This is a genomic window from Pseudomonas sp. Irchel 3A18 (genome assembly GCF_900187465.1).
Lineage (GTDB): Bacteria > Pseudomonadota > Gammaproteobacteria > Pseudomonadales > Pseudomonadaceae > Aquipseudomonas > Aquipseudomonas cichorii.
This window is the reverse complement of the sequence record NZ_FYDI01000002.1, coordinates 317,599-340,474: the sequence shown is the minus strand read 5'-3', so window position 1 is coordinate 340,474 and position 22,876 is coordinate 317,599. Positions and strand designations below refer to the sequence as shown.

Annotated in this window: 22 protein-coding genes and 1 CRISPR repeat array (1 of these 23 cut by a window edge); of the genes, 15 read left to right on the top strand and 7 right to left on the bottom strand. The window is 57.0% G+C overall.

The annotated features are described in order from the left end of the window. Positions 1-231: 231 nt before the first annotated feature. The 7 genes from CKW23_RS04570 (at position 232) to CKW23_RS04540 (ending at position 7,077) form a co-directional block, all read left to right on the top strand. Positions 232-612: a hypothetical protein gene (locus CKW23_RS04570; RefSeq protein ID WP_025258784.1), complete on the top strand. Its 381-nt coding sequence runs from the start codon at positions 232-234 to the stop codon at positions 610-612. A gap of 307 nt (positions 613-919) precedes the next feature. Beyond that, complete coding sequence (locus CKW23_RS04565; RefSeq protein ID WP_095067119.1) at positions 920-1,504, top strand: fimbrial protein; 585 nt, start codon at positions 920-922, stop codon at positions 1,502-1,504. 61 nt (positions 1,505-1,565) lie between these two features. Beyond that, entirely contained in the window at positions 1,566-2,303 is a 738-nt protein-coding gene (locus CKW23_RS04560; protein ID WP_025258786.1) for a molecular chaperone, read from the top strand. Between the two features lie 145 nt (positions 2,304-2,448). Continuing rightward, the gene (locus CKW23_RS04555; protein WP_095067118.1) at positions 2,449-5,013 is read left to right on the top strand and encodes a fimbria/pilus outer membrane usher protein; all 2,565 of its coding nucleotides are present in this window, start codon (positions 2,449-2,451) and stop codon (positions 5,011-5,013) included. Beyond that, positions 5,004-5,750, top strand: coding sequence for a molecular chaperone (locus CKW23_RS04550; RefSeq protein ID WP_371856547.1), 747 nt, complete (start codon positions 5,004-5,006; stop codon positions 5,748-5,750). Before CKW23_RS04555 ends, CKW23_RS04550 begins: the two co-directional genes overlap by 10 nt. A gap of 1 nt (position 5,751) precedes the next feature. Next, positions 5,752-6,750: a fimbrial protein gene (locus tag CKW23_RS04545; RefSeq protein ID WP_095067116.1), complete on the top strand. Its 999-nt coding sequence runs from the start codon at positions 5,752-5,754 to the stop codon at positions 6,748-6,750. Between the two features lie 102 nt (positions 6,751-6,852). After that, positions 6,853-7,077, top strand: coding sequence for a hypothetical protein (locus CKW23_RS04540; protein ID WP_095067212.1), 225 nt, complete (start codon positions 6,853-6,855; stop codon positions 7,075-7,077). Positions 7,078-7,083: 6 nt separating this feature from the next. Here CKW23_RS04540 and CKW23_RS04535 read toward each other — a convergent pair whose 3' ends face one another. The 4 genes from CKW23_RS04535 to CKW23_RS04520 form a co-directional block, all read right to left on the bottom strand. Continuing rightward, positions 7,084-7,836 (bottom strand): YkgJ family cysteine cluster protein, encoded by a 753-nt coding sequence (locus tag CKW23_RS04535; RefSeq protein ID WP_095067115.1) that lies wholly within the window; start codon positions 7,834-7,836, stop codon positions 7,084-7,086. A gap of 101 nt (positions 7,837-7,937) precedes the next feature. Then, positions 7,938-8,252, bottom strand: a complete 315-nt coding sequence (locus CKW23_RS04530; protein WP_025258792.1) for a hypothetical protein — start codon at positions 8,250-8,252, stop codon at positions 7,938-7,940. 38 nt (positions 8,253-8,290) lie between these two features. Further along, on the bottom strand, positions 8,291-8,752 hold the full coding sequence (locus tag CKW23_RS04525) for a GNAT family N-acetyltransferase (RefSeq protein ID WP_095067114.1): 462 nt from the start codon (positions 8,750-8,752) through the stop codon (positions 8,291-8,293). A 65-nt stretch (positions 8,753-8,817) separates the two neighbouring features. Continuing rightward, positions 8,818-9,717, bottom strand: a complete 900-nt coding sequence (locus tag CKW23_RS04520) for a chemotaxis protein (RefSeq protein ID WP_025258794.1) — start codon at positions 9,715-9,717, stop codon at positions 8,818-8,820. Between the two features lie 599 nt (positions 9,718-10,316). On the opposite strand from CKW23_RS04520, the gene CKW23_RS04515 reads away from it, so the two are divergent. From CKW23_RS04515 to CKW23_RS04485, 7 genes are all read left to right on the top strand, one after another. Then, positions 10,317-10,826, top strand: coding sequence for a disulfide bond formation protein B (locus CKW23_RS04515; RefSeq protein ID WP_025258795.1), 510 nt, complete (start codon positions 10,317-10,319; stop codon positions 10,824-10,826). A 466-nt stretch (positions 10,827-11,292) separates the two neighbouring features. Then, entirely contained in the window at positions 11,293-12,234 is a 942-nt protein-coding gene (gene cyoA / locus CKW23_RS04510; RefSeq protein ID WP_025258796.1) for a ubiquinol oxidase subunit II, read from the top strand. Between the two features lie 3 nt (positions 12,235-12,237). After that, positions 12,238-14,250: a cytochrome o ubiquinol oxidase subunit I gene (gene cyoB, locus CKW23_RS04505; RefSeq protein ID WP_025258797.1), complete on the top strand. Its 2,013-nt coding sequence runs from the start codon at positions 12,238-12,240 to the stop codon at positions 14,248-14,250. Between the two features lie 2 nt (positions 14,251-14,252). Then, on the top strand, positions 14,253-14,882 hold the full coding sequence (cyoC, locus tag CKW23_RS04500) for a cytochrome o ubiquinol oxidase subunit III (protein ID WP_025258798.1): 630 nt from the start codon (positions 14,253-14,255) through the stop codon (positions 14,880-14,882). Then, on the top strand, positions 14,883-15,215 hold the full coding sequence (gene cyoD, locus CKW23_RS04495; protein ID WP_025258799.1) for a cytochrome o ubiquinol oxidase subunit IV: 333 nt from the start codon (positions 14,883-14,885) through the stop codon (positions 15,213-15,215). A 10-nt stretch (positions 15,216-15,225) separates the two neighbouring features. Further along, entirely contained in the window at positions 15,226-16,113 is an 888-nt protein-coding gene (cyoE, locus tag CKW23_RS04490) for a heme o synthase (RefSeq protein ID WP_025258800.1), read from the top strand. Positions 16,114-16,256: 143 nt separating this feature from the next. After that, positions 16,257-17,276 (top strand): branched-chain amino acid aminotransferase, encoded by a 1,020-nt coding sequence (locus CKW23_RS04485; protein WP_025258801.1) that lies wholly within the window; start codon positions 16,257-16,259, stop codon positions 17,274-17,276. Between the two features lie 256 nt (positions 17,277-17,532). Here CKW23_RS04485 and CKW23_RS04480 read toward each other — a convergent pair whose 3' ends face one another. Both CKW23_RS04480 and CKW23_RS04475 read right to left on the bottom strand, forming a co-directional pair. Then, the gene (locus CKW23_RS04480) at positions 17,533-18,495 is read right to left on the bottom strand and encodes an ATPase (RefSeq protein WP_095067113.1); all 963 of its coding nucleotides are present in this window, start codon (positions 18,493-18,495) and stop codon (positions 17,533-17,535) included. A 117-nt stretch (positions 18,496-18,612) separates the two neighbouring features. Then, positions 18,613-19,401 (bottom strand): transporter substrate-binding domain-containing protein, encoded by a 789-nt coding sequence (locus CKW23_RS04475; protein ID WP_095067112.1) that lies wholly within the window; start codon positions 19,399-19,401, stop codon positions 18,613-18,615. A gap of 162 nt (positions 19,402-19,563) precedes the next feature. Here CKW23_RS04475 and CKW23_RS04470 point away from each other — a divergent pair, with 162 nt between their 5' ends. Continuing rightward, complete coding sequence (locus CKW23_RS04470; protein ID WP_025258804.1) at positions 19,564-20,574, top strand: NAD(P)-dependent alcohol dehydrogenase; 1,011 nt, start codon at positions 19,564-19,566, stop codon at positions 20,572-20,574. A 22-nt stretch (positions 20,575-20,596) separates the two neighbouring features. On the opposite strand, the gene CKW23_RS04465 is transcribed toward CKW23_RS04470, so the two are convergent. After that, a complete protein-coding gene (locus CKW23_RS04465) occupies positions 20,597-21,256 on the bottom strand; it encodes a hypothetical protein (protein ID WP_095067111.1) in 660 nt (219 codons plus the stop codon). A 523-nt stretch (positions 21,257-21,779) separates the two neighbouring features. After that, positions 21,780-22,876: a CRISPR direct-repeat array (repeat unit 28 nt; unit sequence CTTCACTGCCGTATAGGCAGCTCAGAAA) (it continues 73 nt past the right edge of the window).

Genomic DNA, 22,876 nt, shown 5'->3' with positions numbered 1-22,876 from the left:
GGGAGTCGCAGCATCAAGAAACGCCAGTTTCAGGCGATATCTGTTTCAGGTTGCACGGGAACACGCTTGAATCACTCACAGGTTCTAGAGCACGAAGTTATTGCAGTATTACTTGCAGAAAATTCGCGCTCTACACAAGAAACATCCTACAGGCAATGTAAGATTTTTCTGGCGATTAATCCTTTTGTCGACTTAACTAAAACCTGTCGGTTGATCTAGCGGAGTAGAACCATGAAGCGCGAGGCGTCGGTGTGGAGAAAGTTTGTCGGGGCTGTATCCAGTGTCCGGAAACTGTCTGCTTTTATCAGTGTTTCTGTGGTGTTCTTATCCGCGCCCATCATGGCGCAAAGCGAAGGGCTCAGGTTTCACGGCAAACTTGTCAATACAGGCTGCACTGTCGAAAGGACTGTCACCCGCGTGACAGATAGTGACGTTCGTTATTTACAGGTTTCCGGTATCACGGTGCAAGTCCGTGCCGGGCGCGATGCATGCGGCGAGCAGGCCATTCCGTTCAGCCTGCACTATCAGCTATTGCCGGTTACTTCATTGCAGGCAGGCATACAGAATCCCGGGAATATCCAGACAGGGTTGCTCATACTGACTTATCAATAAGCGCCTTCTTCTCATGAACCGTCATGCTGGGCAGTGTGACGGTTTTTCAGGCTTTGAAAAAAAGCGAATTCTGTTTAGCTAAATGCAATCTTTGGTTGAGTGTTTTGCTCTGTCTTTCTGCGCAGTCCGCGGTCCGTATGGCGTGTAGGCTATTTTTAATTTTTCCTACAGAAACGTCCTGCAATTAAAGTTGGTCTATCTCCTGTTTCAAAGTCATTAGCCTGACAGCGGCTTAAAAGTCCGGGACCTATAGTGCTCGCCGTCCGATAGTGGGCACACACGAAATAACACAAGGAATGTCGTTGGTATGAAAAAGCTTTCTCTCACATTGGCTGTTATGGGCGTTCTGGGCTTGGCTGCTGCGGGCATGGCTAACGCCGCCAACAACGGTAAGTTGATATTCAATGGAACACTGACCAATATTTCCTGTGATGTTGCTCCAGGCACGGGTGTCAGCCCGGGTACCAATCCTGGCGAAATCAATGTCGATCTTGGAAATGTATCGTTTTCCGATATCGGTCTTTCGAGTGAAAGCAAACTCGAAACGGCCATGCCTATTCAGTTGCTGGTCAACTGCAGTGCCGGTGCCGATCAGTACAACATGGTGAAAATGCGTTTTACAGCCCGCAATGGCAGTGGCCTGGATAACAACGATCCGAAACTGTTGCGCACCACCGGTGCGGCAGACGGTGTCGGTATTGGTCTGCTCAACGCATCCAATGTACTCATGGACCTGAGTGGTAATGAAACCATCGACAACACCCTGGTGAAGGATGGTGCGGGTGGTGCGACGGCAGAAATCAACTTCGGCGCCGTCTATGTACTCAATGGCACACCGACCAATCCGGGTAATGCCGATGGTTTCATGCCTTTCGTGCTGGACTACGAGTAATGAAACGGCAGGGTGAGCATTGCTCGCCCTGCCTCATGCCGAACTCAATGCGAATGCCACCATGTTATTTACCTCTTTTCGCTCTGCCGTCGTTCTTGCGGTGGGGCTGTGGATGTCGGCCGTCGAGGCGGGCATTGTGCTCAATACCACGCGGGTCATTTATCAGGGGGGTGACAAGGAAGCCAGTTTTGCTGTGCAAAACAGCGGCGGCGGAGAGATTCTTCTGCAGTCCTGGCTGGAAGCGCCGGCCCGCGCAGATAACGTCACTGCGAACCTGCCTTTTGTCGTGGCTCCGGCACTTGCCCGCATGGCAGGCGGCAGTCGGCAATTGTTGCGCATCATCTATGCCGGATCAGGCTTGCCGGAGGATCGGGAGTCGGTGCTCTGGCTCAATGTGCAGGAAATTCCCCAGACGGCCTCTGAAAATACCCTGCAGATTGCGATACGTCAGCGCATCAAGGTGTTCTTTCGACCTCAGGGCCTGAAGGGCGATCCGACGGCGGCACCGGAAATGTTGCGCTGGCGGCTGCTCAAGGGCGATGTGCTGGAGGTCGAGAATCCGGGGCCTTACCACGTCTCGATGCTCAAGCTGGCCACCCGCCAGGGCGGCAAGGAACTGGCAAGTCTTGAAAGCCAGATGCTTTCGCCGGGCCAGAACCTGCGCCTGACACTGATGCACAAGTCTGGCAACGGGCCGGTGGCGTTGAGTTTTATCAGCATCAATGACTTCGGTGGGCAAGTTCCTTATCAAGCGACTCTCAATGGAGAGCAAGTTACTTTGGCCACTAAAACCCGATAGCGATAACTCTCCAAATATTAGCCTGGACGCTTTTATTGATTCTCAACCCTTTGAGTACTGAAGATAACAGTGACTCGGTAATCGTGCGCCTGCGTGAAAGGATTCCGCTGCACGTCAGATCTGCGAAGTAGAGTGAAAACAGCTAATGGAATGGCACCACCAGAACAACAAGAAGGCCATGACAGGTTTTGGTCTGTATGGCAGAGCGAACTGGATCAAAGGCAAGACCCGAAGATCATTGCGGCGATGTCGGCTGGCGATTGTGGGGGGAAGTCTGTGTATCACGGCGTTCACCGTGGTATCGGCAGACACGCAAGGTGCACAGCCGGTCAAGTTCAATACGGCTTTCATTCAAGGCAGTGACCAGCCTCCCGACCTGCAGGAGTTTCTGCGCGCCAACAGCGTATTACCCGGTACTTACCGGGTGGATGTGTATGTCAACCGCGCACTGAGCGGTCGCAGGGATATCACCTTCAGTCGTAACGAAAGCTCCGGCCTGATCGAGCCCTGCCTGAGCCCCGAGATGCTTGAGAACTTCGGACTGGACCCGCAGCGTTTGACGGTGACCAGCGGGCAGGAGTGTTTCGATCTGGAAAACACCATTGAATTCGCCCGCATCGATTACCGGCCCGATGCCCTGCGTCTCGATATCAGTGTTCCGCAGGCTGCCATGGCGCGCAGCCGGCGAGGGTATGTATCACCGGAACTCTGGGATCAGGGAGAAACAGCCGGTTTCATCAATTACAACTTCAATGGCTCAAGACGTGATCAGCGTGGGCAGCAGTCGGATCAGTATTATCTGGGGCTGCGCAATGGCTTTAACCTCGGTGCATGGCGGCTGCGCAACGAGTCTTCGCTGGTGTATGGCGATAACCAGCCCTATCGCTTTCGCAGCAACCGCACTTTCGCGCAGCGCGATATCACGGCACTCAAGAGCCAGCTCACTCTGGGTGAAACCTTCACCGATTCTCAGGTCTTCGACAGCGTGCGTTTCAAGGGCGCGACGATAGCATCCGATGATGGAATGCTGTCCGACAGCGAGCGCACCTATGCGCCGGTGATTCGCGGCACTGCCGAAACCAACGCTACGGTCGAGGTCCGGCAGAACGGCTTCATGCTGTACAGCGGCAACGTTTCGCCCGGGCCGTTCGAGATCACCGACATTTATCCCAGCGGTTCCAATGGCGATCTGCTGGTGACCATTATCGAGGCCGACGGTCGACGGCGCACCTTTACCCAGGCCTATGCGTCTCTGCCGATCATGGTGCCTGCCGGTTCGTTTCGCTACAGCCTCGCCGCCGGGCAAGTGGACAGCAATGACGATCACCAGGCCTCGCCGAACTTCACCAGCGCCGCTGTCATTTATGGGCTTTCCGAGCGGGTAACCGGTTTTGGTGGCCTGCAACTGGCCGAGGACTACAACGCCGCCAATATCGGAACCGGGGTCAATACAGGCCTTGGGGCCGTGTCTTTCGACATCACCCATTCGATCAGCGAGCTGAAGCAACAGACCCGCAGCGGCCAGAGTATTCGGGTGCGTTATGCCAATACCCTGGATGTCACCAACACCACATTGGCAGTGGCCGGTTATCGTTATTCCACCGAGCAGTACCGGACCCTCAACCAGCATGTCAGTGAAACGGACGAGCGGCCCGGGCTGCTTGCCAATGGCCGGGCACGAGACCGGCTGGAGCTTAATGTCACTCAGGTGCTGCCCAGCCAGTCCGGTTCTCTGAGCCTGACAGCCTCCGAGCAGCGCTACTGGAACGTGTCCGGCAAGACTCGCCAGTTGTACCTGTCCTACAACGCTGCCTGGCGCACCTTGAATTACAGTGTGTCGATAGAGCGCAATCAGGAATTTGGCACTCAGGGAAAGGGTGAAAACGATAATCGTCTGGCTTTGAGCATGACCCTGCCGCTGGGGGACTCGCCGGGTTCTTCGCGTCTTTCGTTCAATGCCGTGCGTGATGACAACGGCGAATACAACGTACAGACCGGGCTCAACGGTCAGGTGCTGGACAGGCGCGACCTGTTCTATTCGGTACAGGCCGGCCATGACAGCAGTTCCGGCAGCTTCGGTGCCGGCAAACTCAATGTCACGACGCCTTACGGCCGTTTCGAGACGGGCTACAGCCAGGGCCGTGACTATGACGCCTTGACCCTGGCTGCATCGGGTTCGCTGGTGGCCCATGGTGGCGGGATCAACCTCGGCCAGCCGCTGGGGGAAACCTTTGCTCTGGTTCAGGTACCGGAGGTAGGTGGCGCCAGGTTGAAGTCCTACAGCAATGTGGAAACTTCGGACAATGGCTATGCGGTGCTGCCCTACGCCCAGCCTTATCGCACCAACTGGGTGTCGCTGGACACCCGGCAACTGGGCGCCGATATCGAACTGGATAACGCGATCAGCCAGATCGTGCCGCGTCGTGGCGCGATTCCTCTGGTGAGTTTCAAGGCATCCCAGGGTCGCCGTGTGCAGTTTGAACTGGTTCGTGCCGATGCCAGCCCGATCCCGTTGGGCGCCAGTGTCGAGGATGAGCAGGGCCGTAATCTGGCCGTTGTCGATCCCAACAGCCAGGCATTGGTGCTCAGCGAAAAGGACAGCGGCGTGTTGCGCGTGCAATGGTCGGGGCAAAGCTGCCGTGCTCCGTTCACGCTTCCCCCTAAAGACGCCAAGCGTGCCTATGAGCGGCTCAAGGTGGTTTGCCAATGAACCGGGCATTGCGTCGCGGTGTGTTTGCGCTGTTCTGCTGGGCGAGCAGCACTGTGCAGGCGGCAGTATCGCTGGCGGGTACCCGACTGATTTTTGATGGCGTCTTTCGCGAAGCGAGTATCCAGGCCAGTAATCTCAGTAAGCATGAAGTGTTGATTCAGGCCTGGTTGAGCGCTCCCCAGGACACTGACGAAACGCCCAGAGAGCAGCGAGCAGTCCTGCCCTTTGTCGTCACGCCGCATTTCTCTCGTTTGCCTGCCGGAGGCAAGCAGGAACTGCGGGTGCTGTATCAGGGCGCGGGCCTGCCCGAGGACCGCGAGTCACTGCTGCACCTGTACGTTCTGGAGATCCCGCCGCGGCGTGAGGGCACCAATCAGCTCAATATCGCCGTGCGTCAGCGTATCAATGTGTTCTATCGACCTCCCGGCCTGCCGGGCGACCCGGCTGAAACTGTCGGGCGCCTGGGCTGGAGCCTGACGGATGACGCCGTTCGCGTCAGCAACCCCACGGCTTATCACGCCACGCTGCAAGCGGTGAAGCTCGATGAGTTTCTGCTCAGCGATTACCTGTTGCTGGAGCCGGGTGCGCGTCTTGAGTTGCCGATGCCGCGTCAGTCCCGGCCACAAGTCTTTTCATTCAAGGGCCTGACCGACTATGGCGGTCAGCGCTCCCATTGCATGCGGTTGAACGGGCGAATGCCGTTCACTGATTCCATCCCACTCCAAGAAGAATGCTGATATGACCTGTTTTCCTGCCAAGCGCTGGTTGAAACCCCTCGTTCTTGTAGCGGCACTGAGCCCGGCCACCGGCTTTGCCCTGGTGTGCAAGACCCAGGGTTCGGGTGAGTCCGCGATTCATGGCGACCTGAGCAGCACGGTTGCCATACCGGCCTCGGCTCCCAATGGTGAGGTGATCTGGCGTTCCGAACGACTGAACATTCAGGTCGAATGTGCTAGGGAAGGGCAGCAGTCGGTGCCGCAGGAAATCTTTATCTACATTAACCCGGATAACAGGCCGATCGGCCAGGGCATTCGTGCCGGTCTGACCATTGATGGTGTGGATTACCTGCAAACCGGCGGGCGCATCAGTACCCGTCAGTCCGTGCCGGTCTGCCATGAAGGGGATTCCAATATCGGCGCGTGTCCCAAGGCCAGTTTCAACCTGGTATTTTCAGTCTTCGTGCAAAAGTACGGGCCGACGCCGCCTTCGGGCATGGCCAGTGACCTGACCGATTACCGGGTCTTCCAGCTCGACGGTGCGGCCGGTCTGGACCCGGTTCCGGGACGCAACCTCAGTTATGTCATCAACAACCTCAAAGGCCTGCGATTCATCGCCTGTGATGCGCAATTGCAGGTGATGCCTGAAACACTGGAGTTCGGCTCCATTGGTATTCAGCGGGTCGAGGTGGGAAGGGTATTTGCCAGACGTCCGTTTTCCCTGCTGACCAGCCGCAGCTGTGAATCACCGTTCAGCCTCAATGCGCGCTTCAGGCCGGTGACGGGGCGGCTTGCCGGTGACGTGCTGATACCGGGCAACAACAGTTCGCTGGGTATTCGTATCGTGAGCGAGAGAAACAACTTGCCGCTGCGTTATAACGAGCTGTTTCATCTGGCCGACCTGCTGGGCGATAGCCAGACGGCGCGCGCAGACTTCAATGCCGAACTGCTGTGGCAGACAACCAGACCCAAGGCCGGGCCGTTCGAGGCCGAGGTGATGGTGGATCTGTTCTACAAATGACGACGACCCATGGCCGATGTCTGGTCGGGCAAGCGTTCAACGATTGAGGTATGCTGCGCGCCCACGGGCATGTGCCCGGCTATTTCGACTTTTGGTGTCGCCATGACAACCCCCGAACAAACACCTGCTCCAGAAGCCGTCACCGACTCAGCGCCGGAGACTGACAAGAAAACCACGGTTGCGCCGTTCAGCTTTCCGTTCAAGCCTTCCGAGTTCGCGCAGGCCAAGAAAGATCAGGCCTGGTATCAGAAGTCGAACAAGCCTGGGCATCACAAGACCCCCGGTGCCGCGCCTGCCGGAACCCGTCGCTCGATGGGCAAGCGCTGATCGGCATCAGGCCGACTGCAATGGAATGAACATGTAGGATGTCGGGTCGCGTGTCGTCACTGCTGCACCTGCCCCATTCAGCGTGTTGATGACTTCCTGCCCCGCCACATGAAATTCCCAGCCCGCATCGGACGAAACCGGCTCCGTGCGGGTGGTGACCTGCTCGATGGCGGCCGCAAAAGCCTGCATGTCCGGCAGGTAAGCCACAAACCCGTTGCCCTTGAGCGCGGTGGTGCGAATCCCCAATAGCTGACAGACCGACTGCTTGGTGGCGATCTCGTCCCGGTCGGCCTGACGCGATTGTTCGATCAGCGCTATCAGTTGAGTATCCACCAGTTTGTTGCCCACGATCAGGTCCGGACCCTGTTCCCAGGAGTGCGGCGGGCAGTCTTTGGCTTCTGGGCGCAGGGGAATGTGCGGATTGATTTCCATCGGATAGATACGGCACACCAGCGGGCGACGTTCGTAGATGCGGCAGAGGTTCTCTGCGTCAAGATTCCGGCAACGCCCCACGTTGTAGGCAGCGAAAGTGATTGCCACGTACGCTTGTGCGGAGCCGCTGTTCACCACCGTCGAACGTCGGGTGGCGTGGGTCAGTTGCTCTTGGGGAACACCATAACCATCACTCAGAAATGCCTCGGTCAACACGATCACCGTACCGCCGTCAGCCGCCCATTGCGTGGCTTCGAGCAGAGTCAGGGGAACATGATGATCGGTACAGCAACCGCCGCAACCTACGCAGGAAAACTGAGTGTTCATTGTTTCGATAACCCGTTCAGGATAGGTGCCAGGACCGACAGCGAGTGGCTGCCGGTCACGACCTGGACAGGTAACGAAGCAAATTGTGCGCCAGCGCTACCTCACTTGAGGGGGAGGCTGTCCCATTCGGTTACGCTGGCCTCCCGGCTTTTGCGGTTGTACAGGCACAGTTCGGTGCCCTTGCGGTTGTTCATGTGCTTCTGGGGATAGCGGCCTTGCAACAGCAGGGCACTGTAGCCAACCCGGTCATCGAACAGGGCGTTGCTGCTGACGGGTTTGCTGTCCTTGAGCTGGCTGGCCTTTAGGCAGCTGTCGAGCATGGCCTTGTCCAGAGCGTTCCAGGCTTGCGGGGTGGCAGCGTTGGCCTGGCCGACAATTGCCCAGAGGATTATCGGCAGCGCGATAAGTGATTTCATGATTGGCCTCCACACTATCGGGAGTCGATTATGCCAGATCAGGTTTCTTCGATTGCCGAACGCCGGACGTAGGACATGTCCATTTTTTCGTACAACTGCCGCGCCATCAGATTGTTTTCCATGACCAGCAGGTCGACCCTGGGTTCGCCGCGTTGACGCAAGTGGCTGAACAGCAGCGTCAGCAAGGCCATGGCGACACCCTGACGCCGGGCGCGTGGGTGAGCCACCAGATCCTTGATGAAGGCGCTGGTCCAGCAGGTAATCACGCCGACCGGTCCTTGATCGTCCACGGCAACGAAGCACAGCCCGGTATCGAACTCCGGGTCATGTTTGAAAGCGTTCACCCAGTGGGAATAGTCCGGCACGCTTCCGCTGCCGTCCTGATAACCCAGGCTGAGCAGGCGATGAATTTCGGTGGCTTGATCGAGAGAGAAGGGGATCGGGCGGATGTCGGCAGGCCAGCTGGGTTCAGGTACCGGCTGCCCGAGGTCCCGACGCATCAACCAGTAATGCCGGGCTGAGGCGTCGGTCCTTGAAGGGCCTTGGGAGCAGGGCGCTCTGCGTATCAGTTGCCCTGGGCCATGACGGTGTGTGCCGCCTCGATCAGACATTTGGTCAACTCGGGGGACGAGAACTTGGTCAGCACGGAGTTGGCGCCGGCCAGCTTGGCCTTTTCGCCGTTCATTGCGCTGTCCAGGGAGGTGTGCAGCAGGATGTACAGGTCCTGGAAGTCCGGGGTTTCACGCAAGGTACGGGTCAGGGCGTAGCCATCCATCTCGGACATTTCGATGTCGGAGACCACGATGTTGATCTGCGCCGGGGTGCCTTGCAGCTCCAGCAGGACATCGATGGCTTCCTTGGCGCTGCGGGCCGTGTGGCATTCCAGGCCAAGGTTGCGCAAGGTGATGATCGACTGCTGCAACGCGACCTGGCTGTCGTCGACGACCAGAATCCGGGCCTGGGACAGAACCATGACGTCTTCGGCAGGCAACTCGTCGGACTGGACAACGATTTGTGCTGGCGCGATGCCGTGAATCACTTTTTCGATATCCAGCACTTGTACCAGAACGCCATCGACCTGGGTGACGCCGGTGATGAACGACCGGCCGCTGGAACCGAAAGGCGGTGGACGAATGTCGGTGGTCAGGCAGTGGACGATCTTGCTCACCGCCTGCACATGCAGACCCTGCTTGGAACGGCTGACGTCAGTGACGATCAGGCAGCCGCCATCGGGATCGGCCAGCGGGCGTTCGCCAATGGCACGGCTGAGGTCGATCACGGACAGAGAGGCACCGCGCAGTGTCGCGACACCTTTGACGTGCGGGTGGGACTCGGGCAGGTGAGTCAGGGGCGGGCAGGGAATGATTTCACTGACCTTGAGCAGATTGATCGCCATCAGCTTGCCGCTGCGTAACGTGAACAGCAGCAGCGAAAGTGAATCTGCTCGGACGTTCTTGGGGGACATAAAAACCTTCTGGCTATAGGTGTTCGTCGCTGAGAGGCGCAAAACAACTTTCAGTGACAGGCTATCGACTCGCGACAGGCTGGCTTTAGGCTAACGGGCCGCAGCATTGAAGGCCTGTGTGTTCGGTCACTCTTCTTGAAAAGTGATTTTCACTTCGTGCAGGATTGTTTTCGGCCGCAAGAGCGGGGGGCGCAATACTGGCAGTTTGATTTGTTTGACGTCAAACGGTTGATTGCGTCACAGAACGAAAGAGAATTACCGATTGTGTCTTTTGTGCGCCCCTGGCTGTGTCCCGGGATTGCCCTGCGGTAAACTGTCGCACTTCTTCTTCCGGGTGCCTGGGTGCGACAAAAAGACGCATCCTTCTATATATAAGGAAGAGATCTGTTTTTTGCGCCTTCGTGCTCCACCACCTGTCGCGGTGCCGAAGGAACCATCCGGTTGGCAAATCCATCCGTATGGCGGACAGGCGCTTGAGTTGGCAGGGACGAGAGACGAATATCGCGCACCATCCGCCAGCGGGTATTTACTCGCGATCAGTCCCGCAGGTGCCTGCGCTGGCCCGGCGCACCTGCACACCATTTCGATAAGGTAAGTGAATGAGCGACAACACGTTGTACCTGAGACGCGAAAAGCGTTTTCTGGTCTTGCTGGGAATCATCTGCCTGTCCCTGATCGGCGGCGCCCTGTACATGCAGATCGTGCTGGGCGAGGCACCTTGCCCGCTATGCATCCTGCAGCGCTATGCCTTGCTGTTCATCGCCATCTTCGCTTTCATCGGCGCTGCCATGCCGGGCCGTCGCAGTATCACGGTGATGGAAACCCTGGTCACCTTCAGCGCCCTGGGCGGTATCGCGGCTGCCGGCCACCATGTCTACACCCTGGCGTATCCGGCAGTGAGCTGCGGCATCGACACCCTGCAGCCCATTGTCGACGGTCTGCCTCTGGCGTCGCTTTTCCCGCTGGTATTTCAGGTCAGCGGTTTCTGCTCCACACCCTATCCGCCCGTCTTGGGGTTGTCATTGGCCCAGTGGGCTCTGATAGCATTCGTTCTGACGGCTGTTCTGGTCCCGATTGGCGTCATTCGCAATCGTCGTAGACCTTACTGAAAGCAAGGGCTTTGATGGAAAAATGCCTCGTTTTCACGAGGCATTTTTTCTGGTTGTAAAGATCAATGATTTGCGATTGTTGCAAGCTTTGAGATTAACTGTTACAAAATTAGGCATAGTCAATAAAAATTTACATATCTACAATCGCCAGCACTCATCGTCCAGCCAGGCTTGGCGATCAGAAATTTTGAGGCTCGGAGCGCCCTGTGCAGGCTAAACAGGCAGCGCAATGCTGGCCTCTGAGCGCGCAGGATCAGCGCGCGCAAGGCGATTGATCTGCGAAAGCAGGCCAGTTTCCGGCGGCTCAAAATAAGAATTCATAGCAAAAACCCCGGATTTGTCGTTTCGCAACAGAGCGTTTCGGCAGGTCCTTGTTCAATTTAAAAAAAGATGCCGGCACTGGCAGGGTAAAGTGTTGGCGGTCGAAACCCACTGCACCGCGCAAGCTGCTTTTAGAGGTCGTGAGATGAGTAAAACAAGGTACCCCAGGTTTTTTGGCTACTTGGCCCTGTTCAGCATGCTGTTGCTCAGCGGCTGTGACGGCGTTCCTCTGCTCGATCCGAAAGGGCAGGTGGGTATCGAACAGCGGAACCTGATCATCATCGCCACGCTGCTGATGCTGATCGTGGTCATCCCGGTCATTGTCCTGACCTTCGTCTTCGCCTGGAAGTATCGCGCGTCCAACAAGGCCGCCAAGTACACGCCCGACTGGTCGCACTCGACCAAGATTGAAGTCGCGGTCTGGGGTATCCCCATGATCCTGCTGGTCTTCCTGGGCTACTTCACCTACATCTCCACTCACTCGCTGGACCCGTACCGTCCGCTTGAGTCCGACGTCAAGCCTGTGACCATCCAGGTTGTCGCGCTGGACTGGAAATGGGTGTTCATCTATCCGGAACAAGGCATCGCCACGGTCAACAAGATCGTCTTCCCTGCCAATACCCCGATCAATTTCCAGGTTACATCCGACTCTGTAATGAACTCGTTCTTCATTCCAGGCCTGGGTGGCCAGATCTACGCAATGGCTGGCATGCACACCAAGCTGCATCTGATCGCCAACGAAAACCACGAGTTCAACGGTATCTCGGCCAACTACAGTGGCGCGGGTTTCACCGGCATGAAGTTCAAGGCTATCGCCACCAGCCAGGCTGATTTCGATGCCTGGATCAACGAAGTCAAGAGTTCACCTAAACAGCTTGGTGCTGCTGAATACGCTGAACTGGCCAAACCTAGCGAACGCAATCCCGTCGAACTTTATTCCACGGTTACTCCGAACCTGTTCCAGATCATCATCGACAAGTATGAAGGTATGAACCCAGGCAAGAAGCTGATCCCTGGTGAGAAAGAAGTCGCTGGTGCCGAAGGTGCGGAAAAGGGCAAAAATTCAGCTGCTGGGGCAGAGGAGTAAACGATGTTAGGTAAATTAAGTTGGGAATCGGTACCGTTCCACGAGCCGATAGTCATGGTGACCCTTGCCATGATCGCGCTCGGTGGTCTGGGTGTGGTCGGGGCTATCACTTACTTCAAGAAGTGGTCTTACCTGTGGACCGAGTGGTTGACGTCCGTCGATCACAAGAAAATCGGCGTGATGTATATCATCGTCGCCATGATCATGCTGCTGCGCGGTTTTGCCGACGCCATCATGATGCGTGCACAGCTGGCCATGGCCCAGAACGGCGCCGAAGGCTTCCTGCCGCCTGAACACTATGACCAGATCTTCACCGCTCACGGTGTGATCATGATCATCTTCATGGCGATGCCGTTCTTCACCGGTCTGATGAACATCGTTCTGCCGTTGCAGATCGGTGCTCGTGACGTTGCCTTCCCGTTCCTGAACTCCCTCAGCTTCTGGCTGCTGGTATCGGGCATGCTGCTGATCAACATCTCCCTGGGTGTCGGCGAGTTCGCCAAGACCGGCTGGGTTGCGTATCCGCCGTTGTCGGGTCTGCAATACAGTCCTGGAGTGGGTGTCGATTACTACATCTGGGCGCTACAGCTATCGGGGCTAGGTACGACACTTACGGGCGTCAACTTCCTGGTGACCGTGCTGAAGATGCGTACCCCTGGCATGAAACTGATGGACATGCCGATCTTCACCTGGACCTGCACCTGGGCAAACATCCTGATCGTGGCTTCGTTCCCGATCCTGACCGCTACCCTGGCGTTGCTGACCCTCGACCGTTACCTGGACTTCCACATCTTCACGAACGAAATGGGCGGTAACCCCATGATGTACGTGAACCTGTTCTGGGCATGGGGTCACCCTGAGGTTTACATCCTGATTCTGCCTGCGTTCGGTGTCTTCTCCGAAGTCATCTCGACGTTCTCGGGCAAGCGTCTGTTCGGCCACAAGTCGATGATCTTCGCTTCCGGCGCGATCTGTGTACTGGGCTTCATGGTATGGCTGCACCACTTCTTCACCATGGGTGCGGGCGCCAACGTCAACGCCTTCTTCGGTCTGGCGACGATGCTCATCGCGATACCGACGGGTGTGAAGCTATTCAACTGGCTGTTCACCATCTACCAGGGCCGTCTGCGTTTCACCGCGCCAGTACTCTGGACCCTGGGCTTCATGGTTACCTTCTCGATCGGCGGCATGACCGGCGTTCTGTTGGCAATCCCGGGTGCTGACTTCGTACTGCACAACAGCCTGTTCGTAATCGCTCACTTCCACAACGTCATCATCGGCGGTGCGGTATTCGGTTACATCGCCGGCTTCGCGTTCTGGTTCCCTAAAGCGTTCGGTTTCACCCTGAACGAGAAGTGGGGCAAGGCAGCGTTCTGGTTCTGGATCAGCGGCTTCTTCGTTGCATTCATGCCTCTGTACGCGCTGGGCTTCCTGGGTATGACCCGTCGCCTGAACGCTACCGACATGCCTGAGTGGAACATCTACCTGAACGTTGCTCTGTTCGGTGCATTCCTGATCGCAGCCGGTATCGCTTCGCAGCTGATCCAGTTGTTCGTCAGTATCCGTGACCGCAACCAGAACCGCGATCTGACCGGTGACCCATGGAATGGCCACACTCTGGAGTGGTCCACTTCTTCGCCACCACCGTTCTACAACTTTGCCGAGCTGCCTGAGGCAAAAGACATCGATGCATTCACGGACGCCAAGCGTGCCGGTACCGCCTACAAGGTTCCTGCTCACTACTCGGCTATCCACATGCCTAACAACACGGCGACCGGCCTGTACATGGGTCTGCTGTTGACCGTCTTCGGCTTCGCGTTCATCTGGCACATCTGGTGGCTGGTGGGTGCAAGTCTGCTGGCGACCATCGTTGTCTTCGTCATTCACGCTGCACGTGACGACCAAGGCTACATGGTGCCTGCCGAAGATGTAGCGCGTATTGAAGGTGAGCATCACAAGGTCCTGGCGGCCAACGGTGCATACACTCCTGTCAAGTCCTCGCTGGAACAGGTTTAAACATGTCAAATATTGCTATCAACTCCGGAGCCCACGGTCATGACGCTCATGACCATGGGCATGACGATCACCACGACAGCGGTGGAATGACGGTCTACGGCTTCTGGCTGTACCTGATGACCGACTGCGTGTTGTTCGCATCGTTCTTCGCGGTCTATGCCGTGATGGTCAACAGTGTCGCGGGCGGCCCGTCGGGCCAGGACATCTTCCTGCTGCCTTTCGTGGCTGTGGAAACCGCGTTCCTGCTGGTCAGTAGTATCACTTATGGCTTCGCCATGCTGGCGCTGTACAAAGGCAAGAAGAGTCAGGTCCTGAGCTGGTTGGCCCTGACTTTCCTGTGCGGTGCTGCGTTTATCGCCATGGAAATCTATGAGTTCCATCACCTGATCAACGAAGGCTACGGTCCTAGCCGCAGCGGCTTCCTGTCGGCGTTCTTCGCCCTGGTCGGCCTGCACGGTCTGCACGTAACCAGCGGTCTGATCTGGATGGGTATCATGATGTATCAGGTCCAGAAAAAGGGCCTGACCAACACCAACAAGACCCGCCTGAGCTGCCTGAGCCTGTTCTGGCACTTCCTGGACGTGGTCTGGATCGGTGTGTTCACTATCGTCTACCTGATGGGAGCCCTGTAAATGGCGAATTCACATCATCCAGCTGAAGACAATAGCCACGGTTCCGTGAAGTCGTACATCATCGGTTTCGTGCTGTCGATCATCCTGACTGCCATCCCGTTCGCTCTGGTCATGTCTCCGGTTCTGCCGAAAGACCTGACCATCGCGATCATCCTGGCCTTCGCGATCGTCCAGATCCTGGTGCACCTGCATTACTTCCTGCACCTGGACTTCACGAGTGCGCAACGTAACAACGTGCTGGCGTTTGCCTTCACCGCGTTGGTTATCGTGCTGCTGGTCGGCCTGTCGCTGTGGATCATTTTCAGTATCCATCGCGAAATGATGGCGCATTGAGGAATACCAGATGTCCCTGAAGCACTTTATCCAAATCACCAAGCCGGGGATCATTTTCGGTAACGTGCTTTCGGTGGCAGGTGGCTTTTTTCTGGCTTCCAAGGGTGATATCGATTTCATCGTGTTTCTTGCGGCGGTAATCGGTACCTCACTGGTCGTAGCGTCAGGTTGCGTATTCAACAACTGCATCGATCGTGATATCGACCAGCGCATGGAGCGGACTCGCAACCGTGTGCTGGTGCAGGGCCTGGTGTCCATCAAGCTTGCACTGCTGTATGCCACGATTCTGGGCATCGCCGGTGTCAGCCTGCTGTACACCTACGCCAACCCTCTGGCTGCCTTGCTGGGTGTGATCGGCTTCGTGATCTACGTGGGCTTCTACAGCCTGTACTTCAAGCGTAAATCCGTACACGGCACCCTGATCGGCAGCCTGTCGGGGGCCATGCCTCCGGTGATTGGCTACTGCGCTGTAAGCAACAGCTTCGATTTCGCGGCATGGACGCTACTGGTGATGTTCAGCCTGTGGCAGATGCCGCACTCGTATGCGATCGCGATCTTTCGTTTCAACGACTATCGTGCAGCGAAGATTCCGGTTCTGCCGGTCAAGCGCGGCATTCTGGTCACCAAGCGTCACATCCTGCTCTACATCCTGGCGTTCCTCGTGGCGACCCTGATGTTGACGTTCGGCGGTTACGCGGGTCTGAACTACCTCGCTGTTGCAGCGGGCATGGGCATGTACTGGTTGTACATGGCCTGGAAGGGCTACAAGGCTGCAGACGATACTGTCTGGGCCCGCAAGCTGTTCGTGTTCTCCATCTTCACCATCACCGCCCTGAGCGTGATGATGTCGGTGGACTTTCAGGTAACGAAAGAGTTGCTGGTGACCTACGCCTTCTGACTTGCACTTGAACCCGAAAAACAAAACCCTGTCCCCGAAAGGCGCAGGGTTTTTTATTGGATGCTCACTTCAGCTCAAATGATCTGGCAGAATACGGCACAGGCCTGACTCATCCAGGCAGCGGCTAAACGAAAGAGGGCGTTATGAGTCAAGAAAGCATCAACTGGGAAACCCTGGGTTTCGATTACATCAAAACCGACAAGCGCTACCTCTCTCACTGGCGTGATGGCGCCTGGGATCAGGGTTCCCTGACCGAAGACAACGTTCTGCATATCAGCGAAGGTTCTACCGCGCTGCATTACGGTCAACAGTGCTTTGAAGGCCTGAAGGCTTATCGTTGTAAGGATGGCTCGATCAACCTGTTCCGTCCTGACCAGAACGCCCAGCGCATGCAGCGCAGTTGTTCCCGTCTGTTGATGCCTCACGTACCGACCGATGTATTCATCGAAGCGTGCAAGCAGGTCGTCAAGGCCAACGAACGTTTCATCCCGCCTTATGGTTCGGGCGGTGCCCTGTACCTGCGTCCGTTCGTGATCGGCGTTGGCGACAACATCGGCGTGCGTACCGCGCCCGAGTTCATCTTCTCGATCTTCTGCATTCCGGTTGGCGCCTACTTCAAGGGCGGCCTGAAGCCGAACAACTTCGTGATCTCCGGCTACGACCGTGCTGCCCCGAACGGCACCGGTGCTGCCAAGGTCGGTGGCAACTATGCTGCCAGCCTGATGCCAGGTTCCGAAGCCAAGAAACACAGCTTTGCCGACTGCATCTACCTGGACCCGCAAACCCACTCCAAGATCGAAGAAGTCGGTTCGGCCAACTTCTTTGCAATCACCGCCAACAATGAGTTCGTCACGCCCAAGTCGCCTTCCGTGCTGCCGGGTATCACCCGTCTGTCGCTGATGGAACTGGCACAAAGCCGCCTGGGCCTGACCGTTATCGAAGGTGATGTGCTGATCGACAAGATCGGTGAGTTCAAGGAAGCGGGCGCCTGCGGCACCGCGGCCGTCATCACTCCGATTGGCGGGATTTCCTACAAGGACAAACTGCACGTCTTCCACAGCGAAACCGACGTCGGCCCTGTAACCCGCAAGCTCTACGCTGAACTCACCGGCGTGCAGTCCGGCGATGTCGAAGCGCCGGCTGGCTGGATCGTGAAGGTCTGATTCCCCACGACCCGCGTAGGAGAGAATTCATTCGCGAAATGCCCCGTCTTCGCGGATGAATTCGCTCTCATCAAACAAGACGCAAGACCATGAATCTGGAAACACCTGCTCCTGTTTGCTGCGCGACAGCGCGGCGCCGAGGCGGCGGGTGATCTCCTACGGCAGTCAGGTCGTAAATTACTTTGTACGATGCTAAATCTCTGTCGGTTTTCAGGCCTTTTTCGCCAGCAAGCTGCCTCCTACAGGTTTTTTTGCCTCACGCCTTCGCTGGCCCCAGCACAATCGCCAAATGCCGCAAGTCGTCGACTTCGACGCTGAAGCTTTTCCCCGATGGGCTTTTGACGACATTCCCCAAGGCATAGACCGTGAAGAACTTCACTTCATCGGCATGGCTCAACAGCTCGGTGATGTACCGACTGGAGCGATAGGCCTGCATCTGCGCGGGTGATACGTACAGCGTCACCAGTTTGGCTTCGAGACGGTCGAAGAACTTGAACTTGAACCCCAGACCATAACGCTCCACCAGCCCGCCGCCATACAGCACCCGGCCGTTGTCGCCTGTCTGCGCATATTTGATGTGGCGAAAGTACGAGCGCAGGGACAACTCGCCTTGCCCGGGAATCTTCAGGGTCAGCAGCTTGAAGTCATCGGGAGATAATTGCGCCTTGGCCTGACGGAAGCTGTCCACCAGCCGCTCAAGATTATTGGTGCGCGTTTCACTGTAGCGCGGTGCTGCAGGCGTCGAAGCTTCTGCCGCTGGAGAGTCGTTCGCGGGCTTCGGTGCGCGAGGTCCAGCCTTGTCGGGGCCGGCCTTTTCCTTGACCGGGTCTTTGATCACGGGATCGAAGACATCAATGTAGTCATCCAGCTTGCGCTTGACCTTGCGAATGCGGGCCTGGGGATCGGTCTCTTCGACTTCGGGTTCTTCTTTGGCTTCCCCGGCGTCCTCCTCGACCCACTCGCAGCTGGCGTGATGGTCGTAATGCGGGTTGGCGCGAAAATGAGCGGCCACGAAGGTTGGATTGTCCTGAGGCTTCACGTCATAGCGAACCCCTGTCACCTTGGCACCCAGCGCCCGGCAGGCTTCGCTTGAGCACAGAAACTCGAAGCGCGAACGGGGTGGCTCCTGAGAGAAGTATTCACGCCGGGCCGCCGTGATCGACAGCTCCTGCTGCAACTCGACACAGAATGCGCGAGTGATGGTTTTGCTGGGCTTCATGCTCGTGTGGCGCCTTCCAGTCGTTGGTCTTGCAACAACCTATTTCAGCCGACCCCGGCTTGCAACCCTTGCCGAGCGGGAACCTGCCTGTGATCCCCGCTCTGGCTCAAGAACAGCTTACTGGCCCGGCACTGCCAGCCACTCACCCAGCGCCTGCTGGTAGGCGCCTGTGGCTTTGCTCAGGTGCAGCCACTGGTCGACATAGCTTTTCCAGGTCACATCGTCGCGTGGCAGCAGGTAGGCTTTTTCACCGTATTGCATGTAACGGGTCGGGTTGACCGCGCACAGCCCCGGCATGCGTTTCTGCTGGTACAGCGCTTCGGAAGCGTCGGTGATCATCACGTCGGCCTTCTTGTCCAGCAACTCCTGGAAAATGGTGTTGTTGTCGTGGAAAGCAATCTGAGCCTTGGGCAGATAAGCGCGTGCGAAGGCTTCGTTGGTGCCACCGGCCGGCTCGATCAGGCGCACGGACGGCTGGTTGATCTGCTCGATGGTCTGGTACAGGGCCTGATCTTCGCAGCGGACCAGCGGAATCTTGCCGTCGATATCCAGCGTGTTACTGAAGAACGCCTTCTTCTGCCGTTCCAGCGTGACGGAAATCCCGCCCATGCCGATGTCGCACTTGCCCGCGACCATGTCCGGCATCAGGGTTTTCCAGGTGGTCGGGACCCACTCGACCTTGACGCCCAGGCTCTTGGCCAGGGAGCGTGCCATGGTGATATCGATGCCTTCGTACTCGCCGTCTTTGCGCAGGAAGGTGTAAGGCTTGTAGTCACCCGTGGTGCACACTGACAACTGGCCCGCCTGAATCACCTTGTCCAGATGCGAAGCCGATTCCTGGGCCTGCGCCATGCCTGTCAGGCCCAGCAGAAGGGCGGCCGGTACGCTGTATTTCAGATTCATCATGAGGCTGTGTGCTCGCAACGGTTTGATTGGATTTATCGGGCGCGGCAGGGTGCTCCATGAGCTGGAGCGACCTGAAGCCGCAGTCGCGTCATGCCCGTTCGTTGAACTTACGGGTACGCATTTCGTCATTTCACAGGACGTTGAATGGAAAGGAGATTGATCATGAGCAACACAACCATTTATGTACAGGCCGGTGGCGGTTACGAGCGCGTTATTGTCGGTGACAGTGAAGTGCTGGCCCCCAAGGCCGGGGAAATCACCGTGCGCCTGCATGCCAATTCCCTCAACTACCACGACTTCGCCGTGGTCAGCGGCATGTGGGGCCCCAGCGAGTCACGCATTCCCATGGCCGACGGTGCCGGTGTGGTCACAGCAGTGGGTGAGGGCGTCAGCGAGTTCAAGGTCGGGGATTCGGTGGTCAGCACTTTCTTCCCGGACTGGATCAGCGGCGAGCCGCTGGTGGAAGGCTTCGTGACCGTTCCAGGCGATGGCATCGATGGCTATGCCCGTCAGCAAGTCACCGCCCGCGCAACCTCCTTCACCCTCGCACCGGTCGGCTACACCCACGCAGAAGCCTCGACCCTGACCACTGCGGGCCTGACCGCCTGGCGTGCGTTGATGAGCGATGGCGGCCTCAAGGCAGGTGACACCGTACTCGTCCAAGGCACCGGTGGCGTTTCGATATTTGCCCTGCAATTCGCCAAAATGGCGGGTGCCACGGTCATTGCCACATCCTCCAGCGACGAAAAACTGGAGCGCCTGAGCGCGCTGGGTGCCGATCACCTGATCAACTACCGCAAGGACAGCACCTGGGGCGAGACTGCCCGCACCCTGACCGGTGGTCGTGGTGTCGATCACATCATCGAAGTCGGTGGTCCCTCGACGCTTGAGCAGTCCATGCAGGCGGCGCGTGTGGGCGGGCATATTTCGGTGATCGGCATTCTGACCGGCGTTGCCGGGCAACTGGCAGTCGTGCCGGCCCTGCTCAAGCAACTGCGCCTGCAAGGCGTACTGGTCGGCAGCCGAACCCAGCAGCAGGACATGATCCGTGCAATCGATGCCAACGGCATGCGCCCGGTCCTGGATCGCTCGTTCCCGCTGACCGATATCGTCGAAGCATTCCGCTATCAGGAAACCAACCAGCACTTCGGCAAGATCACCCTGGACATCTGACCGACTCGCACAGGAAGAGGCCTCAGCCGTAGGCCTCTTCCAGTGCGTTGAGCTGTTCTTCGATGGTCGCCATGATGGTTTCCCAGTCGGCCTGGGTTCTTTGCCAGGTTTCTCCCTGATGCACATAGAGAAAGTCCACGACCGAATACGTGACCTTGCCCTTGTCCACGGCCCCGAATGCTTCGGCACTCAGCGCCCGTGCCAGCATCTCGAGTTCGGCTGCATGGTTCAGCCAGCGCCAGTGGTGCTTGATTACCACCTTGTCCAGCAGAATGCACTGCTTCTTGAACGCCTTCAGCGCCAGACCCAGCGGGCTGGCATTGAGCAATGAATCGATCTGACGCGGATCATTGCCCGCCTTCAGCTCGGCATTCGGGCCGAAGAACCACTCGTTGAACCCGATCTCTATCTCCCGAAACGCCACACTGGCATCCCAGATGACCCCCAGCGCCTTGTGCTGACGCACATCCCGCTTCCAGGCCCCATACGCCTTGAACGCAACCCCCGCGATCCCGATGATCGCCAGCGTCTCCACCAGAGAAGAAGCCGAATAAACCACAACCCAGGCATCCGCGGCCCGCACAGGACTGCTGCCGGAAGCCGCACTGTAATAAGTCGCCGCTACCACCACCATCAACGCAAAACAGGCGCTGTAGAACCCGAAGGCATAAGGGTCTTTCATTATTATTCTTGTCCCCATCAGTCAAGGTGGCCAGAGCATCAACCGCTTAAATGATGGGTTTCAGGGTAGTAGAGAGTGGGGGTGTTTGCTGCTGAGAGAACCGGCTGATTGGGTGGGATTTATCCGCGAGACGTCATTTCAGACGATGCATTTTTGAGAGCTGAGTGATTCACCCCAGGTTCACACAACCTTGTGGGAGGGGCCTTGGCCGCGACATCCTTCAGACAAAATATGTCAGGAAATGGAGCTTTTCCAAGCCGTCATGTCGCAATTTCCGGTTTCTAGCGACATGTTATGAGGTCATGTCGCTGGCGACGACATATCAAAAAGTACGGCGCTGTCTTGCTGCGGGTGAGCACCTGTATACGGCGGACAGGAATGAACCCTTTCTTGACCCTCTTTTTTCGCCTCAGATTCGTCCTTTAAAAATCAATGACTTACAAAGCTCGATAAAAAAAGGGTTAAAACGGCTGTTGGCGCATATTTTTCTTTGAAAACGGAGGGTTATCGAGCAGAGTGTCTACTTCACTGCCGTATAGGCAGCTCAGAAATTGGTCAGCGCCGTGGAACAGTACTCAATTGACTTCACTGCCGTATAGGCAGCTCAGAAAAAGAGGAATGAACCTCTTGTAATTTGTATCACCTTCACTGCCGTATAGGCAGCTCAGAAAATATGGAAAACGCATGCAGCACCTTTGAACAGTCTTCACTGCCGTATAGGCAGCTCAGAAATGAAAGAAATAGTTTGCCTCGGGGGATAGTTCCTTCACTGCCGTATAGGCAGCTCAGAAAAATCACCATCAGCAACTGCGGCTATCAACCTCCTTCACTGCCGTATAGGCAGCTCAGAAAAAGCGCCCAGCTAAGCACGATGCATCGGTTAGCCTTCACTGCCGTATAGGCAGCTCAGAAAGGTCAGGTTGATCCTGAGCATCTTCGACGTCTCTTCACTGCCGTATAGGCAGCTCAGAAATTCAACGCGAACCCATTCGGAGCCATTCAAAACTTCACTGCCGTATAGGCAGCTCAGAAAGACTGGGAGAAAGCAGAGGACGCCCGCGTAGATCTTCACTGCCGTATAGGCAGCTCAGAAAGACCTGAGCTCCGCCAACCTGAGCTACGCCAACTTCACTGCCGTATAGGCAGCTCAGAAAGGAACAAAGCGTTCGCTTGGCTCGGCCTCAAGCTTCACTGCCGTATAGGCAGCTCAGAAATACGCGTGCTGCGTCGGATTCTTCTTTGATGTCTTCACTGCCGTATAGGCAGCTCAGAAACGGTTTATCTGGTAGTCGGCGATGGCACCGGCCTTCACTGCCGTATAGGCAGCTCAGAAAAAACTCATCGACATACCCGGTATCTACTGTTCCTTCACTGCCGTATAGGCAGCTCAGAAAATATGGCGAATCGGCCAACTACTGCTATTCCGCTTCACTGCCGTATAGGCAGCTCAGAAATCGGGCCGCTGGCCGCGCCGGTCGTAGAGCCGCTTCACTGCCGTATAGGCAGCTCAGAAACTTGCGAGGACAGGTTTTTGCGCTCCTGATGCCTTCACTGCCGTGTAGGCAGCTCAGAAACTACGGGCGTTAAGACCCGGATAAATCGCACCTTCACTGCCGCACA

Bases quoted from the DNA above. Each gene is read 5' to 3' on its own strand.
- CKW23_RS04570 (WP_025258784.1), top strand. From the start codon at position 232: ATGAAGCGCGAGGCGTCGGTGTGGAGAAAGTTTGTCGGGGCTGTATCC.
- CKW23_RS04565 (WP_095067119.1), top strand. From the start codon at position 920: ATGAAAAAGCTTTCTCTCACATTGGCTGTTATGGGCGTTCTGGGCTTG.
- CKW23_RS04560 (WP_025258786.1), top strand. From the start codon at position 1,566: ATGTTATTTACCTCTTTTCGCTCTGCCGTCGTTCTTGCGGTGGGGCTG.
- CKW23_RS04555 (WP_095067118.1), top strand. From the start codon at position 2,449: ATGGAATGGCACCACCAGAACAACAAGAAGGCCATGACAGGTTTTGGT.
- CKW23_RS04545 (WP_095067116.1), top strand. From the start codon at position 5,752: ATGACCTGTTTTCCTGCCAAGCGCTGGTTGAAACCCCTCGTTCTTGTA.
- CKW23_RS04540 (WP_095067212.1), top strand. From the start codon at position 6,853: ATGACAACCCCCGAACAAACACCTGCTCCAGAAGCCGTCACCGACTCA.
- CKW23_RS04535 (WP_095067115.1), bottom strand. From the start codon at position 7,836: ATGAACACTCAGTTTTCCTGCGTAGGTTGCGGCGGTTGCTGTACCGAT.
- CKW23_RS04530 (WP_025258792.1), bottom strand. From the start codon at position 8,252: ATGAAATCACTTATCGCGCTGCCGATAATCCTCTGGGCAATTGTCGGC.
- CKW23_RS04525 (WP_095067114.1), bottom strand. From the start codon at position 8,752: ATGCGTCGGGACCTCGGGCAGCCGGTACCTGAACCCAGCTGGCCTGCC.
- CKW23_RS04520 (WP_025258794.1), bottom strand. From the start codon at position 9,717: ATGTCCCCCAAGAACGTCCGAGCAGATTCACTTTCGCTGCTGCTGTTC.
- CKW23_RS04515 (WP_025258795.1), top strand. From the start codon at position 10,317: ATGAGCGACAACACGTTGTACCTGAGACGCGAAAAGCGTTTTCTGGTC.
- cyoA (WP_025258796.1), top strand. From the start codon at position 11,293: ATGAGTAAAACAAGGTACCCCAGGTTTTTTGGCTACTTGGCCCTGTTC.
- cyoB (WP_025258797.1), top strand. From the start codon at position 12,238: ATGTTAGGTAAATTAAGTTGGGAATCGGTACCGTTCCACGAGCCGATA.
- cyoC (WP_025258798.1), top strand. From the start codon at position 14,253: ATGTCAAATATTGCTATCAACTCCGGAGCCCACGGTCATGACGCTCAT.
- cyoD (WP_025258799.1), top strand. From the start codon at position 14,883: ATGGCGAATTCACATCATCCAGCTGAAGACAATAGCCACGGTTCCGTG.
- cyoE (WP_025258800.1), top strand. From the start codon at position 15,226: ATGTCCCTGAAGCACTTTATCCAAATCACCAAGCCGGGGATCATTTTC.
- CKW23_RS04485 (WP_025258801.1), top strand. From the start codon at position 16,257: ATGAGTCAAGAAAGCATCAACTGGGAAACCCTGGGTTTCGATTACATC.
- CKW23_RS04480 (WP_095067113.1), bottom strand. From the start codon at position 18,495: ATGAAGCCCAGCAAAACCATCACTCGCGCATTCTGTGTCGAGTTGCAG.
- CKW23_RS04475 (WP_095067112.1), bottom strand. From the start codon at position 19,401: ATGATGAATCTGAAATACAGCGTACCGGCCGCCCTTCTGCTGGGCCTG.
- CKW23_RS04470 (WP_025258804.1), top strand. From the start codon at position 19,564: ATGAGCAACACAACCATTTATGTACAGGCCGGTGGCGGTTACGAGCGC.
- CKW23_RS04465 (WP_095067111.1), bottom strand. From the start codon at position 21,256: ATGAAAGACCCTTATGCCTTCGGGTTCTACAGCGCCTGTTTTGCGTTG.